This is a genomic window from Xanthomonas euroxanthea (assembly GCF_903989455.1).
GTDB classification, from domain to species: domain Bacteria; phylum Pseudomonadota; class Gammaproteobacteria; order Xanthomonadales; family Xanthomonadaceae; genus Xanthomonas; species Xanthomonas euroxanthea.
The window spans coordinates 2631486-2648533 of sequence record NZ_LR861803.1 but is presented as its reverse complement, the minus strand read 5'-3'; the positions used below and the strand labels follow the sequence as shown (position 1 = coordinate 2648533).

Genomic DNA, 17048 nt, shown 5'->3' with positions numbered 1-17048 from the left:
AGCCGGCGGCAGCATCCGCTGCCGCGATTGCTGTGCCCTCGCCTCCATCAACAAGATGGAGGGAAAACGTAGCCGTCCATACTTGAGGCACGGCCTGAGACAACAGCCATGATCGGTATTTCGGATCTCGGTAGACTGCGAGGTCATTCATGCAGCTTCTCTCTCCACACGGTACTGCTTGCGGTGGTTAGCTGAGGTGCGAATTCACTCGTGCCATAGCATCAACGCCCCATGCGGGGCATGGCACGCGACCGGTAGAAATATGCCATGCCACTCGCAGTGCCTCTGCATCTACCAAGGCATGGTGTCGTCTGGACCTAATTGCAGGATGAGCCTCAAAGTAGGCTTCCACCAATGTCGCCGTCGGCCTGTCGTGGATGATCTGCACATCCACTGGCCGAGGTGTCGGGCCGCACGCAGAGACTTGGGTATCGGGTAGATCGAAGCCCGCGAGCACGTAGTGGAGAAGCTGGAGATCGTTGGCGTAGTCCGCAAAGATCATTGGAGCACTTGCGGCGTTGAGAAAACCGCGTACGTGCATGGTCATGGCTTGATCGGTCAGGGCCGACTTGTCCCGATCCAGCAGCGGATAGACGACGCTGCGAACGAATTCAGTCGGACGCGCCGGCAAGATCTCTCGCTCGGCGTAGAGGTAGTCAATGCCGTTCTCCGCCACCAGGGCGATGCTGACGAGTTCAGAGCCTAGAGTGTCGGCCCACTCGGTATCTAGAAAAAAGCGCATCAATTAAGTGCCCGTGTAGAAGCAAGGCACAGTTCAACGCGTCATCCGCGACGACACGAACAGGTGGTGCCCCTGGCCGGGCTCGAACCGGCACTTGCCGCTTATCTGGCGCTGACGGGATATAAATCCGCTGCTCTACCAATTGAGCTACAGGGGCGTGATCGTTGCGATCACGCCGGTATTCGAAAGTCGGGCTCGTAGCGGTCGTAGGCACTCATGGCTTGAGCATACCATGCGCTTGTTGTCTAACGTGCTGCGCGGCGCGGCTTGCGTGCCGCCGGTGCGGCCGACTTCTGGCTTGACGTGGGCCTCGCTGAGACGGTACGTTGTAACTCCGCTGCCAGGGTGTCGGCTCGAGCTCGCTCGACGGCAGCTTCTCGTAGCGCCTCAGCCAACGCCTGACGGGTACTCTTTTCATGCTGGCGAGCGTGCTGTTCAAACGTCTGACGCTCCCGTTGTGCGCTCGTAAGCTGCTTTAGAAGTGCCTGAGCTTCCTGCCGTGCCCGATCGATTTCTGCGTGCGCTCTATCTTCAATTGCACGCACGTGGTCGGCCTGACGATTGCGCTCGATGGTGATCACTGCCTCACGCTCGCTGTAGCGGCCCTGCAGCGCACCAAGCTCTTGTTCCATCTGGGTGCAGCGGTCACGCAAGTCCTCGCGTTGCGTGGTCAGGTCGGCAATTTGAGTAAGCTGTTGGTCGCACAAGCGCTGGAGATCGGCCAGCCGCTGTTCGGCGACAACCAGCGACTGCCGAGCTTGGTTAGCAGCAACGGAATGCTGATGAATTTGCGCTTGCCAAGAAGCCTCCCGATTGCCTAAGTCATCTTGTAGTGCAACGAGGTCGGCACGCTGTTGAGCCAGGTTGGCGTCAGCGTGGCGCTGTGCGGCTGCCAGCGCATGCTCCCACCACTGTGAGGCCAAGGTCGCTAGCTCCTCAGGGGCATTGGGTAGCTCAAGTTTGACCTGCTGCGCGATCAGCCGCTCACCCAATCTTCCCCACCAGGTTTCCAGCCAGCGAACCACGGTGTTTGGCGAGCCAGTGCCAAGATGAGCACGGATGCGTTCCACGGTCGGGCGTTCGCCAAGCGCGACAAGCGCGTCGGCGGCGCCGTGAACATCTGATTCTGTGATGCCTCTGGCCATTAAAGTGCCTCCCTGATTGGCACCCTGCCCTGCAGTTGACGTACTCGCGATAAGTGATGATTATCATTAGTACACGCTCTATTTCATAACATACATTACATAGTATGAAACGTAATAACACTTTACCGATGAGCGCCGTGACGGCCGCCCACCACCTCGTCCTGCCGGAGCAGCTGGCCCAGCAAGCCGCCGACGCCGTGCGCGAGCTGCTCGCCGAAGCGGCCGCCGCCAACACCTCCCGCAGCTACGCCACCGCCCTGCGCTACTGGGCCGGCTGGCACCAAGGCCGTTACGGCGTCGACCTGACCTTGCCGGTCAGCGAGGCCGTGGTGATCCAGTTCCTTGTCGACCATATCCAGCGCAAGAACAAAACCGGCCTGGTCAGCGAACTGCCACCGCCGTTAGATCAGGCGCTGGTGGCGGCCGGACTCAAGGCCAAGCCCGGGCCGCTGAAGCTATCGACCGTGGTCCAGCGCGTGGCGGTGCTATCCACGGCGCACAAGCTCAAGCGCTTGGCCAACCCGTGTGAGCTGCCCAGCGTGCGTACGTTATTGAGCCGGGCCAGGCGCGCGGCGGTGAAGCGCGGCGAGCGCCCGACCAAGAAGACCGCCATCACCCGTGCCGAACTGGAGGCGATGCTGGCGACCTGCGACGACACGCTGGAAGGTCTGCGAGACCGTGCCCTGCTCTGCTTCGGGTTCGCCAGCGGTGGGCGCCGGCGCAGCGAGATCGCGGCCGCGAATATGCGCGACCTGCGCAAGGTCGGCGAGGACGGCTACATCTACCGGCTGGAGTTCTCGAAGACCCAGCAGGCCGGGGTAACGGTGGATTCCACGCCGGACAAGCCGATCCTGGGGCGCAGCGCCGAGGCATTGGCGGCTTGGCTCGAAGCCGCTGGAATAGACGAAGGGGCGATCTTCCGGCGGATCTGGAAGGGGCGGGTTGGCCCTGCCCTACTCCCGGGGTCCGTGGCCGCGATCGTGAAGCGCCGCGCCCGATTGGCAGGGTTGGAGGGCGACTTCGGGGCTCACAGCTTGCGGTCGGGGTTTGTTACCGAAGCCGGTAAGCAGGGCGTGCCGCTGCCCGCTGTCATGGCGATGACTGAGCATCGCTCGGTGGCGAGTGTGATCGGGTACTTTCAAACAGGTGCGGCAGAGGACAGTCCCGCGGCACGGCTGTTGAAATAGCAAACTCTTTGCAGCATGGTTGGAGCGCGCCTACTAAGAGGACTTGCGGCGTCATAAGGAGGCGGGCCTGGACCTCAAAGGCGATGTCCAAGGCATTGCAGAAGCGGGACCTGACATCCGGCCTCCGCCTCTCCCCATCTCGACCCTTTCAGGTACCCTCGACCACGGCTGGGTGAACCTCGGATCGCACTGAATGCTCTCGTCCACCAGTTGCTTGATGCGCTTGTGGCGAACGCTCTCCCGTTGCCTTTCGTAGCGATAGGCGTTGATCTGGGCCGTGGTGAGCTTGCTCTTGGTGATCTGGCGGCAACTGCCATCCTCATGCAGATGCCGGAAAACGAAACTCGCTGTGTCGGGCATCGCAACCAGGTAAACCGCAACCCCGCACAGTTCACATAGATAGCGCCCTTGGCCAGTCTTCAGCGCCCGTTGCAGCCGATACTTCAAGCGCAAGACCTCGGTCATGCTGTCCTGCAGCACTTCTCTGGCATCAAGGGATTGCCGGTCTCATCCTCCAGCAGGTCGGTGATCGAGGCGTTGGGATGCAGGAGAGATGGCGTCATGATTGGACAAGGTAGGCAGTTTCGTTCTCATTGGCTGCGAAACGGGCCAGGACGATGAAATTCCGGCCGATCCTGGCTAGTCTGACCTGAGGGGGCTCGATTCCGGGCCTATGCACTGATTGCCATGGGACTTCTGGAAGAACTATTGGACATGTCGGCCGGTTGGCCGGCTTGGCAAAGCGACGCCCTGCGACGAATCTTCGCGGTCGGCGCCCTTGGAGAGAGGGACCTAGTCGAGATCAGGGCCATGCTGGAGCACGCCGAAGGCGCTCCCAGTCCGGTCCCGTTGGACGCATCCCATATCCCGACGCTGGGAGATGGTCAGACGACCGTGCTGCTGGAATTGAAAGATCTCCAGCACGTTAACCGGTTCGCCCCAGCCAGCGGAATGCAATTCAATCCCGACGGTCTGAACATCGTGTTCGGGACCAATGGCGCAGGCAAGTCTGGCTATTCCCGGGTCTTGAAGCGTGCCTGTCGGGCCCGCCGCTCATCCCCTGTCCTGCCCGACGCTTATGCCGATACTCCTGGCACGCCCAGCGCCACGATCGTGGCGCTGGATGAGCAAGGGAACCCGCGGCTCTATGAGTGGCAGGAAGGGCGAGACGCCGACCGCCGTCTGGCAATGGTCGCTGTATACGACAGCCATTGCAGCGAGGACTACATCACCGCTGAAGGGGCCTGCGACTACCAGCCCTACGGACTCCCACAGTTGGGGGAGCTTACCCAGGGATTGACGCGGCTGCAGTCGAGCATCAAGCAGGAGCGGGAAGCAATACGCTTGAATGCTTCCCCGTTCGAAAGCCTCAAGGGTGCGCACCCTGTCGGTCAGATCATTGAAACCCTATCTGCCGACACTGATCTTGACCAGATCCGGCAACTAGGCGTGTTCAACCAGGAACACGAAGACCGCATCATTGAAATCGATCAGTTGCTAGCTAACCTAGATCTTGAGCCCCAGGCTAGAGCAAAGGATGGCTTGGCCACACGCCTGGACCAAGCAGCCACTAAATGCCGGAATATTGAGAACGTTTCCTCTGACCGGGCCGTGGACAGGCTCCATGAGCTACATACTGCGGTTCTCGAGGCTGTTGAGGCAGATCGGGTAGCTCAGGCCCTGCTCCGGGGTGAAGATGGCGAGGAGCTTGCGGGCACGGGTAGCGACACCTGGAAGACCCTTTTCAGGGCTGCTGAAGCGTTCTCGGCGCAGGTCTATCCCCACGCCGAGCACCACCCTTCAACTGACGAAGGCGCGCGTTGTGTTCTGTGCCAGCAACCACTTGCTCAAAGCGCTAGAGAGCGGCTGGAACGCTTCCGCACCTATGTTGCGAGCGAAGCAGCAACCGCACTCAATACCGCCAACACAGCGCTGTCCAATGCAGCCCAGAGAGTTGCACAAGGCAGCACCGATGTCGTCGATGAAGCAACCCTTGGCGATCTGAGGGAGCTTGATGCCACCACTGCCAGCATCGTGAAAGTCCATCAGAAGGCGTGGTCTGCAAGGCAAGAGTGGACCGCGCAGGCATACGCGACAGGCAACTGGAGTTGCCCACGACCTACACCTGCCCCGCAGCCCACCTTGTCTGCTGCCCTGGCCGAGAAAGCGACTGCCTGCCGAAACAAGGCCGCTGAGTTGCGCGCTGCTAGAGATCAATCACGGATCCAGACGCTTGCAAATGAGAAGGCGTTCCTGGCGGCGAAGCGAGGTTTGGCGACGGTTCTACCATTGGTCGAGCAGTATGTTCTGGATGCACGCAAGGCCAAGCAATTGAAATCGCTGGAGGACCAACTCCAAACCAAGGCATTATCGGTCCGAATCACCAGGATGTCCCAGCAGCACATCACAAATGAGCTGCTTAAAGCCATTCAGATGGAGCTTGGATCACTCGGGGCCAGAACACAGAAGCCATCCATCAAGTCTCGAACATCATATGGCGAAAACTTGATCACACTGACGCTGGAGAACGTCAACTCGCCCCCTGGAACCATTCTGTCAGAGGGCGAACAAAGGGCGATGGGACTGGCCATGTTCTTGGCCGAAGTGCAACTTCGGGCCGACAAGTCCACATTGGTATTTGATGATCCCTCCACCTCCCTGGATCATCGCTTCCGCAAAAGGATGGCCAGACGATTGATAGCGCTGGCCAAAGAACGGCAGGTTATCGTATTCACACATGACGCCGTGTTCCTCACAGAACTACGGATGGCCGCAAACAGTCAGGGACTAGAGCCAACACTTAAAACAGTAGAGTGGGCGGATCAAAGGCCAGGAGCGGTCATTGACGGCCTTGCTTGGGAGAACGACAAGTTCTTCTCACAACTAGATCGCATTCAGAAGGAATCGTCCCATCTGGCGGCGAACTGCAATGATCAGCTCAACGATGCGGAAAGCCGTCAGGTAAGGAGTCTTTACGCAATGCTGCGCGGCGCTCTTGAGCGCGGCATCCGTGAGATTGTTTTGTTTGACACGGTTCACCCGTTTGCCGATCAGGTCAAAATCGAGAACGTCGGCGCCATCGTTGGCTTTTCTTTGGAAGACTGGAAGGCAATTGTGGATCTTCATGATGAGTGCAGTGGCGTTATCGCCGCACACGACACGCCATCAGACAGTCAGCAGGAAATTCCCCATCCGTCCGAACTTGTAGCGAAGCTTAAGGCTATTCGGCCAGTGTTCGAAGGATGTAAGAAACGCAACTCAGAGTTCGATATCACGACTCTTAAGCCGCATCGAGAGAAGCGGAATGCACTTCGCAAGGCCTGACTGCCCAACTTCACAACATTGAGGTTCATGTGCCGAATGGCAGAACTCACCTACACCCCAGAACAGATCAAGGTCATCGAGCACGGCGAGGGGCATGCGGTCGTCTCGGCAGTGGCCGGATCGGGCAAGACGGAAACCCAACTAAGGACCTGGAAGACGTTAGGCTACGAAACACCGGCGGAATGGTATTAGAAAGCTGTTGCGTCGATCAGTTGAATCCAAAGGCGGAAGTTTGCCCTTCCCCACCCTCGATGAATCTTCCTAACCCTCTGTCTCACCAACATCTGCTCTCAGGCAGAAGCGGAAGTTGATCCCCATCGGATAGCGGCCTCTGGGTCGGCCGAGCTAATGCGGTCGCTACGTCAGTTGGGGAGATTCTGCATGAATTAGGATTTAGCGATATCAGACGTAGGTAGTTATGAGCGAAAAAGAACGAAAAGACGCTGCCGCTTCCTTGTTGAAGGACATGGAAGCTATCGCCGCCCGCATGCGCGAGCTGATCGTCGCCATGCCTCCGCATGATCTGCTCGGCTATATCTACGCCCAGCACATGATGAAGTCGATAGCAGACCAAAGCGTTACTCAAGAGCAACATAAAGCCGAGGGCCCGGATGATCTGATTAACGAAAATCAGTTCCTGCTGGAGTACGTGCACGCAGTTCTCGCGGCGGAAGCCGCTCCTGCGGACGTGACATTCGACGAAGCCAAGTGCGCAGAGCTGTTTGAACTTGGCCGAAAACTGCGGCAGCAGGCCATGTTTTTCGCCATGGTCTCTTCCGCCGATACCAAAGATGGTGTCTTCGGTCCCAATACGGCCGACATGGAATTCCGCGCGAAATCCACTTGGGTCATGCTGCGCGGGAACCGCTACCAAGTCTTGGAGGGCGAGTTCTACAGCTACGTTCTGGCACCACACAATGATGTCCTGCAAGAAACGTACGGCGTCGATGCCACCGATATCGCGGCAGGCTTCCAAGCGATGGCTGACGCAACGCGTTCCGGGCAAGCCGGCGCAATAATGGAGATGATGGCGCAGTTTGAGGCGGCTCAAGCTTTCGCCACGGCACAGAACAAACCTCTGGAGGACATTATGGAGGCATGGGTGGCGGAAAATGCGGAACAATCGAAAGCCGCCGGCCGGGCGATGGATGACATGTTTCGGGGCGGCATCGCCAACGTGAGCCGTCACACCAAGCTACCGCCGACGCTATTGACGGACTTGGCATACCGGCGCGGAGAAGAAACCGAATTCTTCGCGGCGGGCGATTTTGCGGGAACACCCTACCGGACACTACCTGCCCGGAAGAAACCCCTAATCCAGCTTGGATCGGACTACTACGCCATCGACCCGTGCTTCACCCGAGATGCGGGATATCGTGCGCTTCTTTTCAATCTCCTTCGACGAAGGCCGGACTACAAGAAGACCTTTGAAGAGCGGCAAAAGACGATGAGCGAAGCTGCCTTCGCCGAAATTCTCGCGGCCCAGCTTCCCGGCGCCACAGTGTTCCAGGAGGTCTACTACAAGGATCCTGCAAGCAAACAGTGGTCCGAAAACGACACCCTCATCCTAGTTGATGACGTTCTTTTCCTCGTTGAAGCCAAGGCCGGTGCAGCCGCCACCATCGCATCGCCGGCGCTTGATTTCGCCCGGCACGCTCAGTCTGTACAGGACTTAGTACTCAAGGCATACAAGCAATGTGAGCGCTTCTTCAACTATCTAGATTCGGCGGACGAAGTGCCCTTCTACCATCTGGTGGACGGCAAGTACGAAGAGTGTGGCCGTGTCCGCCGCGCTGACTACCGCGTGATGGTGCCAATCGGCCTGACAGTAGAGTCGTTCTCGCCGTTTTCCACATACTGCAAGGAACTAACGCAGGTTGAGCCGCTGCTTGGAAAGCATGCGTTCGTTTCACTGTCCATCGACGAACTGCTTGTGCTCAAGCGTTTCCTGCCCACCCCCGGCGAGTTCGCCCACTACATGGAAGTGCGGCAGGCAGTGGCGGGGATCCGGCGCGCCCACCTATTCGATGAGTTCGATCACCTGGGAGCGTACCTGAAGAAGAACCGTTTTGATCAAGACATTGCCGATCAGTTGAAGGGTGACAAGGTGGACATGCTCGTCTGGGACGGCATGAGCGATATCATCGACAAAAGCTTCGAAGGTGAGGACTGGGAAAGCGGGCCGTTTCCAACGCAGCACTTCCCAGAGGAGGTGCTGAAGTTGCTTGGGGCGCTCGACGCCACCCGAGCAAGAGGATGGCTTTCTGCGGAGAGCCATATTCGTGATCTGGGAGAGGAAGGCCGAAATGATCTGGCCAAGATGCTTTCCGATCTTCGTCAGACCCTGAACAAACACCCCGCTCGCTACTTTATTCTGTCCGGGGGGGACAAGCCGCTCTTCGTTTGGCTTCAACAACACGACCACCAAGTTGACTGGGCGAGGGTGAACAACAAGGCCAGCGCAGCTGCGTTGGCTGTCAAGGCTTCTAACGTCATCGGCGTCGTGGCAGAGGTCAGTGCTGATGGAACCTATCAACGGGCGCAGTACTTCGCGGTCCACATACCGTCGGTGCGAACGGAAGAAAACGACCACATTTACGAAGACGCTGCGCAAATGGATCACCCCAACCGGGTGGTGAATCTTAACCAGCCAAAGATGACCATCCCTCCCTTGAAGGCCAAAAAGCCGGGGCGGAATGAACTGTGTCCGTGCGGCAGTGGAGCAAAATTTAAAAGGTGTCATGGCCGTTAAGAGCGCGCCAGGACTGTTGATCGAGGCCAATTCAGAATTTTCTGTTAATTGAGCGGCCTTTAGCGTCGGCATTCGACGGACTAGCTGAAATTCGAAGTTTGGGAAATTGAAGGGCAGTTTTGGGTCGGAAGTCGCCCTTCCCTACCCTCGATAAAGCTTCCTAATCCCCTTGCTTACTTCTTAGTCCGCTCCCGATCTGGAGCGGACACGCGCTCAGGCACCGTCTATGAGCCTGCTAATGGCACCGTGCATGGCCTCGATGCTAGCACTGTTGCAATGGTGTGTCTGGCGCCTTCCTCGATCAGGGCTCAGTCGGCCTGTCTTGTCGCTCTCAACAGCTAGTTCCTGAGCCGCGCGTGACGCCTAGTTTTCGGCCGCTTCGAGGCTGCGTTTAATGCACGGCACGACATTATCTGCCTTTGGTCTGCACGGAGCCTTTCGAGTCTACTGCGAGGCCGCTCCTCTTGCTCGCCTCGAAGCGCCCGGTTGAGTGCCGCAGCTTGAGATTCTATGGCAGGCGTCGGGAGCGGAGAATTTGCCCGCATGCACAGCGAGGTCAAAACGAAAGCTGGGTCGAGGACGGTGAGCGTGGCATGGAGAACGCCCTGCGGGCCAAGCCGGAGGAAGTGCGCGAGCAGTACGAGCGCAGCTCAAGGATCTGCAGGAGGGCTACGGCGACAAAGAAGCTGGAGTCCGTGCCGGGGAAAGGACGAGGGCTGTTGCTCTCGCTACAGCAGAGCCTGAAGGACGCAGGTGCGTCAGTTCCGATTACCAAGCTGTGCCAATGTTTCGGTGTGGCACAGCGTGGCGCACGGCGTATTACAAGCCGACCAAGGATGCAGCCAAGGTCGGGCCCGATCTGGCCGAGCCGATCAAGGCGATGATCGGGGCAGAGCTTTCGTTTGGCTACCGCACGGTCGCTGCGCTGCTTGGCATGAACGAGAACACCGTCCAGCGAATCTGCCAGCTCAAGGGTTGGCGGCTGCGAAAGCGCGCGCTGAAACAGCGCCCGCGGATCAGGGCAAAGAGTTCGCGTGGCCAAGGGCCGGTTCAGCGTTGGGCTACTGACCTGTGTCGGGTCTAGGGTGGCCGGGGTGGCTGGCTGAGCTTGGCGCTGGTGATCGGCTGCGGTACGGGTGCGTCAACTGCTCGGTTGGAACCTGCTGCGAACCGGTAAAGCGAGCACTGCCTCTGCCGCGCTGGAGCAGATACTGACCACCCTCTATAGCGCGCTGGGGCGAACGCCGCACCGCCCGCAGCAGCACGAGTTGGTGGAGCGAGTCATTCGAACACTGAAGAGCAGTGTGTGCACCTGCAGCGCTTTGAGAGCCAAGTACATGCCACACGGGTGGTTGCTGACTGGATCGCCTTCCACAACCAACAACGCCCGCGTCAGGCGCTGAGGAAGATGACCCCTGATGCGGACTATGTCGTCCGCTAACCGCATGACCTGAGCATGGACCGACAGGTCATTGCATTACAGCTGGCCTGAAGAACGAGGCGCATATTTGCAATCGCATCACTGCGGCTCGCGTGTCATGAGCCCGCAGAACGGCACGATGTTCATCACATCGTGCGCGAATAAACTCAGCGCAAACGTGGGCTGTGGCGCAACATGCGGGCCGAGCGAAATCGGCGTGGTTGATCTCCTGGACGGCACCGTTCGGATCCGCTTCGGAACGTACACCCCCACCGCAACGCATTGAACCAACAAGGTCTCCACGGGGCGAGATGGGCCTCTAGCTCCCCAAGGTCTTGTGGATATCTTCAATGCGGGCAGTGCCCACCAGGCGCATGCAGGTGCGCGTCTCCGCCAGCAACTGCTGGATCAGGCGCTCCACGCCCTGCGGGCCTTCGGCGGCGAGCGCGAACAGAAACGCACGGCCAAGCAGGACCATGCCTGCACCCGCATGCAGCGCCTTGACTATGTCCTCGCCCGATCGAACCCCGGAGTCCACCAGCAATGCCTCCGGCCGAACGCCTGCCTGAACCATTCCTTCCACGGCATGCAGTGGCGCAGGCGAGCAGTCAAGCTGACGGCCGCCATGATTGGAGACCACAATGGCATCGACCCCCAAGGCCAGCGCCTGCTCGGCGTCACGCACGTCCATGACGCCCTTCACCATCAGTGTATTCGGCCATGCTGCACGAATCCGCGCGATGTCCGCCCAGCTCATCGCCCCTCCGGTCTGGCTCGCCATCAGCTCACTGAACGATGTGCCCCTGGACAGCGATTCCGCCCCTGGAAGGTTGGGAAACCCAAGTGGCGGCCCCCTCTTCTGATCGTGCAGCCAACGTGGATTACGGAGCAGGTCGCGCAGGCCGGTACGCAATGGCAGGGAAAGTCCATTGCGGAGATCGCGTAGCCGCCTCCCCGGCGCAGCTGCATCCAGGGTAAGTACAAGTGTGGGACACCCCGCCTCCTGCACCCGCCGGATCAGGGGTTCCCACCGCCCGGAGCTGGGCATGTAGAACTGGAACCAGGGGGCTCTTCCCGAGGCATGGGCGATGTCCTCAATGGACGTATTCGCGCAGGCGCTCACAATATAGGGAATGTTGGCGCGGGCCGCTGCTGTCGCCAGCATCCTGTCAGCCTGCGGATGAATCAAGCCGGTCAACCCCACGGGGGCGATGCCAAACGGCGCCGCCGCGCGACCCCAAGGAAATGCGCAGGCGAGGGAGACATCGCGCACATCCACGCCGACCCGGGGTGTCAGCGTGCGATCACGGTATGACATGCGATTGCGTGCCATTCCCGCCTCATCGCCGGCACCGCCATCGATGAAATCGAATACCCGGACCGGTAGCGACCGCCGGGCCTGTTCGCGAAAGTCGGCAAAGCCATGCAGATGCGATCCCGTCTTCATTCAGGGCGCTCCGGTGATGGATGCCGCACCGCCCAGGTCGGCATCGTCCAGCAGCAGGGGGTGCACGTCAAACGTCCGCACCCTCAGCGGTACCGCCGCCAGGCGGCGGGCACACACGGCCAACAAATGCTGGTCCGAGGCGGTCCACTGGGCAAACTCCCAGCAGCCGCAGCGCGCTGCCTGCCCGTTGTGAATCAAAGCCACGCTGTCGTCGTCCTGGATGATCATCGAAAATGTTTTCATCGGTGCAGAGAACCCCATACCCGTTGCCTTGATGTAGCTTTCACGCAGGGTCCAGAGCGCCCAGAACCGCGCCTCGCGCGACCGACCGACGCGACGCTCCAATTCCTGGATCTCGTCCTGCGCGAAGCAGACCTCCATGCTGCAGAACGGCGGAGCGGACGAAGTGAACTCGACATCGATGCCGACGTCACGGTCCCGCGCGACCACCAGCGCCGCCATGCCGTGGGCGTGCGAAAGATTGAAGCTGAGTGGCTTCGTCCTGTCGCCGTTGGCCTTGAGGAAGGGCTTTCCGTACTCACCGAACGAAAAGCACCACGCCACCGGTGCCACTTCTTCGTACAGGCTGAGCGCCCCCCGGAGCAGAGCCCGACTGAGCAGGTAAAGGTCGCGGTCCGCATCGAAATGAAAACGGTGGCTTCGGGCCTGCTCCTCCGTGGACAGGAGCGCGGACGCGCGATCGCGCAGGATGCCCCGTTCCAGATCGTGGGTGCCCGTCGTCCACACGTGCACCTCGCCGTCCTCCAGCCCCCGGCGAAGGGACATCCGGTCGCTGGCACCTCCCCGCACCAGCGATGAGCCTGGGTCGATCAGCATGTCGGGTCGCCTATGGCCGTCCGTGCGTCTTCGACGCGCCGCAGCGAGGGGGTGCCCTGGGTATGGCTGCGCTGCCAGACATCACGGATTTTTCCCTGCTCCATCGTGATCTGCTGGTCGGCCGCATCGAAGTAGCGATCATCGTGGCTGATCACCACCACCGCCTTTCCACGGGCCTTCAGTTCAGGAAGAACCTCGTGATAGAAGACATTCTTGAACGTCGGATCCTGATCGGCAGCCCACTCGTCGAAGACGACAAGCGGCTTGTCGTCGATCAGCGCGACCATCAACGCGATGCGTCGACGCTGACCATCGGACAGCCGCAGGGTCGAAAATACGCCGTCGACCACAGCGACTTTGTCGGTCAACCCCAACCGCGCCAAGTGACCAACCGCTTCTTCGTCGGAAGCGCTGCCCTCAGGGCCCAGCAGTCGGTCGAACAGGTAGTAGTCCGAGAAAATGGCGGTGATTTCCTGCCTGAACGCCGCCCGCAGGTCCTCCGTCAGCAGTTGGCTGTCCGTGCTGATCGAGCCTGATGATGGTCCATAGTGCATTGAGACCAGCTTGGCGAGCGTCGACTTTCCGGAACCATTTCCGCCAACAATGAAAGTGATCTCTCCTCTGCGGATGACGATATCGAGAGGACCGATCAGGAAGCCGTCGTGCTGCGCGCTTCGGCGATGCCCGAATTCAACTGCGGACAGCTGCAGCGTGTTCCACGGCAGGATGGCGGGACGAGTTGCCGGCTCCGGCTCTGCGTTCATCTGCGCGAACAGCCGGTTTACATTGTTCAACGAGGTGCGCGCCATGACGATCTGCGGCAATGCGGCCAGGATCGCGCCGATCGGGCCGGAAACGTACAGCAGCACCATGACGATGCTGATGACATCCTCGCGCGCGAGCGCGTAATAGTTCGCGATGACGAAGGCCACCACGCCGATCACCAGGAGGCTGAGCATGTCGCCGTAGGTTTCCGCACCCACACAGATCGCGTAGGCCCGCTTGTTGGTGCGAGCCAGAGCGGACTGGCGGCGCTCGAGCACCCGGCTGAAGTAATTGGCCCGCTTGACGTCATCGCTCTTGAGGTCGCGCGCGCCGTGGATGACACCGCGCAGCGACTCCTGCAGGTCGTCGTACACGTTTCGCGCCCGTTCGAACATCCGCATTCCAAAGTACATCGGGACCTGGTACGTGATGATGCCGAACACGATGGTCATCATCACCAGGCGAAACACCGGTGGATTGAGGTACAGCAGGAATCCGAACAGCCCGACCAGGCTCACCACGCCGGTCAGCAGCCCTGGCAGCACCTCCGCACCATTCACGATGCGATTGACGTCCTCCGTGAGCACGACGGTCAGACGCGAAGGACCGATCGACTCCAGTTCCGTGACCGGTGCACGCAGGACCAGCCTGCACATGCGGATGCGCAGATTCGCTGTGAGGTCGATGGACACCCACAGCAGCGTCATCCTGGAAAGGAAACGTGAAATGAAGATCACCGCGCACAGCGCGAAGAACAGGGCCGCGAACCCGGGCTCGAGGATTTCAAACGACAGGAACTCATAGGTGTGCTCCGACGACCCCGCGCCGTCACCTGCAAGCGCCAGCGACACCAGCGGAATCAGGAACGCATAGCAGATGCCCGCCAGGCCTCCCATCACGATGCCGATATAGGCCTTGTTGGGCGCACTCCGACTGAACTCGGTCAACAGATTCATGGGCCACTCTGACTGTCAGGGTGTGCCGCATTCACCGGCACCAGGGTGATTGTCGAGGCAGGAGACACCGGCGTGCCGGCCCGGACGGACAGATACTGCCCGGCCGAGAACTGCTGGTTCATGTCCGCATAGTGCCGGCTGAGCGGATGCCCGGATTGGCCACTGGAGTTGATCAGAAGATGCGTATCCTGGCCGCTGCCGAAGTGGATGATCTGCCGGAATGTCGCGCCAAATGTCTGCCGGTAGCCCGTTGCGGGGTCGAAGCTGCTGTCGGCTACGTCGATGGTGTCGGCCGAGCCGCCGCCTGGCCCGCTGCGTTCGAAGAATGGCCGCGTTGCCTTGATCTGACTGAAGGGAGTGTGGGCGTAGTATGCCCGGTGCAGGCGGCCCCACGACCAATCCTCCGGGTCGGGGCCGGCAAGCTTCTCAAGTTCCTTCACCGCTGCCTCCAGCGCGGTGGCCAGCACGTCGTCACAGCTCCGCTGCCCGGGTGGCACCGTCCGGCCGCACCACGTTCCGTCCTGGACGGTCAACAGGCTGTTGAGCGCTTCTTGGGACACGCCACCGATCAGGGCGTCAAGGTGCTGCGCGTCTCCGCGCTGCAACCAATCTGCCTGCAGCCGGCGCGAGAACAGCTCGGTGCGCAGGTGAGCCATCCACGCACTGAAAAGGGTTGCCGCCTGACTGTCATCGCTCATCTCCCCGTTCCAGTCCCTCAACAGCGCAACTGCCTCGCGCTGGCGTGGCTGGGGATATGCCACGCCGAGAAGGCGAGGCAGGATCGCCCGTGCCGGCAGGCTGGTCCGGTCAGCCTGCATGGCGCGGCTGGCGGCGACGTCGAACGTTCCGTGCGTTTCGATCTGCGTTCTGATCAGCTGTTCGATGCGCGCCGCGCGCCCGGGCGGTGCCCAGTCGTCGGAGATGAAGTGGGGATAGTCCTCTCTTGTGTTCCGGTTGTTGGCGGAGACGATGTAGCCACGGGACGGGTTGTACTCGCGAGGCATCTCGTCGAAGTCAATGAAACCCATCCACTCGGTCTCCGGCATCCATCCGGCCGTGGGTATCGCGCCTTTTCCAACAGCCCGCAGGGGAACACGGCCAACCCCCTGCATTCCGATGTTCCCATGCCGGTCCGCGAACAGCATGTTGAGCGTGGGCGTGACGTAAAGGCTCAGCGCCTGGCGGAAATCATTCCAGTTGGTGGCGTAGTTGAGTTGCAGGATGGAGTCATAGGAGGTATCACCGGGATCCAGGGCCGTCCAGCGCAGGGCGGTAGGCTGCGTTTTGACACCCAGAACGTCGCTGATCACAGGCCCGTGCCGGCTGCTCCGGACCACCGCCTTGACCGGCGTGCGCGGCGGTCGCAGCCCCGCCGGGAATTCCGCCTTCACCTGGACGGTCTCGACCCGCGTCTGCATCTGATGCCACTCCTCTCCGAAGCGGTACCGCTCCGGATGCGCAGGGTCTGTCTGCTCGAAGTACAGGTCCTGCACGTCGGCGGTCATGCTTGTTCCGCCCCATGCGATGTCCCGGTTGCGTCCGAACACAACAAGCGGCAGTCCTACCAGGCTCATGCCCGCGGTGTCGAGCCGATCTCCTTTCTGCACCACGGCGTACCAGACCGACGGCAGGTGCAGTCCCAGGTGGGGGTCGTTGGCCAAGGTCGCGCCGCCGTCGCCGCTGTGGCGACCGGAAACGACCCATGCATTGCTACCGACGAAGTGTCCGCCGGTGCCGAGTGTCCGTTCCATTGCCCCCCCCAGCCGGGAAAGCCCGGCCACGGATGCAGACGGCATGGCGACGGTCACCCCGGCCGTTTCGACTTCATCATCGACCTCGAAGAAAATTGCTAGCTCAGCTTGGGTCAACGACTGGGACGCCACATAGCGGGCGAGTTCGCGGCTGAAGTTGCCTGACAGCTGGAGGGAAAACACCTTCTGCCACGCCAGTGAATCGATCACCGTCCAGCGCGAGGGCTTCACGCCCAGCAGCGTGAACTCGGGCGGCAGGCGCGGCTCCGAGGCAAGCCAGGCATTGACACCATCCGCGTAGGCCTGCAGCGATATTTGTGCCGGACCGCCAAGTGCTGGCCACGCGGTGGCGGCCGCCGAGGGGAGGTCCAGCGTACGCATCATGACATCCTGCTGCAGCGTCGCTTCGCCCATCACCTCGCTGAGGGTGCCCCTGGCGAAGCGGCGCTGCACCTCCATCTGCCAGAGCCGATCGCGTGCATGCAGGTATCCCATTGCAAAGAAGACGTCATGATCGGTCGCCGCGGAAATGTGCGGAACGCCGCTCCGGTCAAACCGGACGTCGACCGGGGCAGACAGCCCCGCGACGTCAACGCGGGCGTCCTGCGGGGGGAGGCTGGATCGGAGGTAGATCCAGCTTCCAATGGTCAGCAGCGCGAGCGGCAGCAGCAGGGTGAAAGCGAATCGGGAGAGCAGCGGAAACCTGTTCAAGTTCAACTCCG

Annotated in this window: 13 protein-coding genes and 1 tRNA gene; 6 read left to right on the top strand and 8 right to left on the bottom strand. The window is 60.6% G+C overall.

Going from position 1 to position 17048, the window contains the following annotated elements:
- Positions 1-187 precede the first annotated feature (187 nt).
- The 3 genes from H7A86_RS10990 to H7A86_RS10980 all read right to left on the bottom strand — a co-directional run bounded on the left by H7A86_RS10990 (position 188) and on the right by H7A86_RS10980 (position 1887).
- Positions 188-742, bottom strand: a complete 555-nt coding sequence (locus tag H7A86_RS10990; RefSeq protein ID WP_119131922.1) for a 3'-5' exoribonuclease — start codon at positions 740-742, stop codon at positions 188-190.
- A 64-nt stretch (positions 743-806) separates the two neighbouring features.
- A tRNA-Ile gene (locus tag H7A86_RS10985) sits at positions 807-899 on the bottom strand.
- Positions 900-987: 88 nt separating this feature from the next.
- Positions 988-1887, bottom strand: a complete 900-nt coding sequence (locus tag H7A86_RS10980; protein ID WP_119131923.1) for a DNA-binding protein — start codon at positions 1885-1887, stop codon at positions 988-990.
- A 128-nt stretch (positions 1888-2015) separates the two neighbouring features.
- Between H7A86_RS10980 and H7A86_RS10975 the strand changes: the two genes are divergently transcribed.
- On the top strand, positions 2016-3074 hold the full coding sequence (locus H7A86_RS10975) for a site-specific integrase (RefSeq protein ID WP_425509719.1): 1059 nt from the start codon (positions 2016-2018) through the stop codon (positions 3072-3074).
- A 51-nt stretch (positions 3075-3125) separates the two neighbouring features.
- Here H7A86_RS10975 and H7A86_RS10970 read toward each other — a convergent pair whose 3' ends face one another.
- Positions 3126-3539 carry a DUF7830 domain-containing protein gene (locus H7A86_RS10970; RefSeq protein WP_147421332.1) on the bottom strand — a complete coding sequence of 138 codons (414 nt, stop codon included), beginning with the start codon at positions 3537-3539 and terminating at the stop codon, positions 3126-3128.
- 222 nt (positions 3540-3761) lie between these two features.
- Here H7A86_RS10970 and H7A86_RS10965 point away from each other — a divergent pair, with 222 nt between their 5' ends.
- The 5 genes from H7A86_RS10965 to H7A86_RS21025 all read left to right on the top strand — a co-directional run bounded on the left by H7A86_RS10965 (position 3762) and on the right by H7A86_RS21025 (position 10591).
- Complete coding sequence (locus H7A86_RS10965; protein ID WP_119131926.1) at positions 3762-6398, top strand: AAA family ATPase; 2637 nt, start codon at positions 3762-3764, stop codon at positions 6396-6398.
- 36 nt (positions 6399-6434) lie between these two features.
- Positions 6435-6590: a hypothetical protein gene (locus H7A86_RS10960; protein WP_180707858.1), complete on the top strand. Its 156-nt coding sequence runs from the start codon at positions 6435-6437 to the stop codon at positions 6588-6590.
- 226 nt (positions 6591-6816) lie between these two features.
- A complete protein-coding gene (locus H7A86_RS10955) occupies positions 6817-9150 on the top strand; it encodes a YecA family protein (protein ID WP_119131927.1) in 2334 nt (777 codons plus the stop codon).
- Between the two features lie 778 nt (positions 9151-9928).
- Positions 9929-10234, top strand: coding sequence for a hypothetical protein (locus tag H7A86_RS21030; RefSeq protein WP_232099071.1), 306 nt, complete (start codon positions 9929-9931; stop codon positions 10232-10234).
- A 222-nt stretch (positions 10235-10456) separates the two neighbouring features.
- Positions 10457-10591 carry an integrase core domain-containing protein gene (locus tag H7A86_RS21025; protein WP_338063640.1) on the top strand — a complete coding sequence of 45 codons (135 nt, stop codon included), beginning with the start codon at positions 10457-10459 and terminating at the stop codon, positions 10589-10591.
- 298 nt (positions 10592-10889) lie between these two features.
- Here the strand turns inward: H7A86_RS21025 and H7A86_RS10945 are convergent, their stop codons facing one another.
- The 4 genes from H7A86_RS10945 to H7A86_RS10930 are packed head-to-tail and all read right to left on the bottom strand — an operon-like array spanning position 10890 to position 17037.
- On the bottom strand, positions 10890-12017 hold the full coding sequence (locus H7A86_RS10945) for an alpha-hydroxy acid oxidase (protein ID WP_119131928.1): 1128 nt from the start codon (positions 12015-12017) through the stop codon (positions 10890-10892).
- A complete protein-coding gene (locus H7A86_RS10940; protein WP_119131929.1) occupies positions 12018-12854 on the bottom strand; it encodes a 4'-phosphopantetheinyl transferase family protein in 837 nt (278 codons plus the stop codon).
- Positions 12848-14575, bottom strand: a complete 1728-nt coding sequence (locus H7A86_RS10935) for a cyclic peptide export ABC transporter (protein WP_119131930.1) — start codon at positions 14573-14575, stop codon at positions 12848-12850. The genes H7A86_RS10940 and H7A86_RS10935 overlap by 7 nt, the downstream gene beginning before the upstream one ends.
- Positions 14572-17037, bottom strand: a complete 2466-nt coding sequence (locus H7A86_RS10930) for a penicillin acylase family protein (protein WP_180707857.1) — start codon at positions 17035-17037, stop codon at positions 14572-14574. Before H7A86_RS10930 ends, H7A86_RS10935 begins: the two co-directional genes overlap by 4 nt.
- Positions 17038-17048 lie beyond the last annotated feature (11 nt).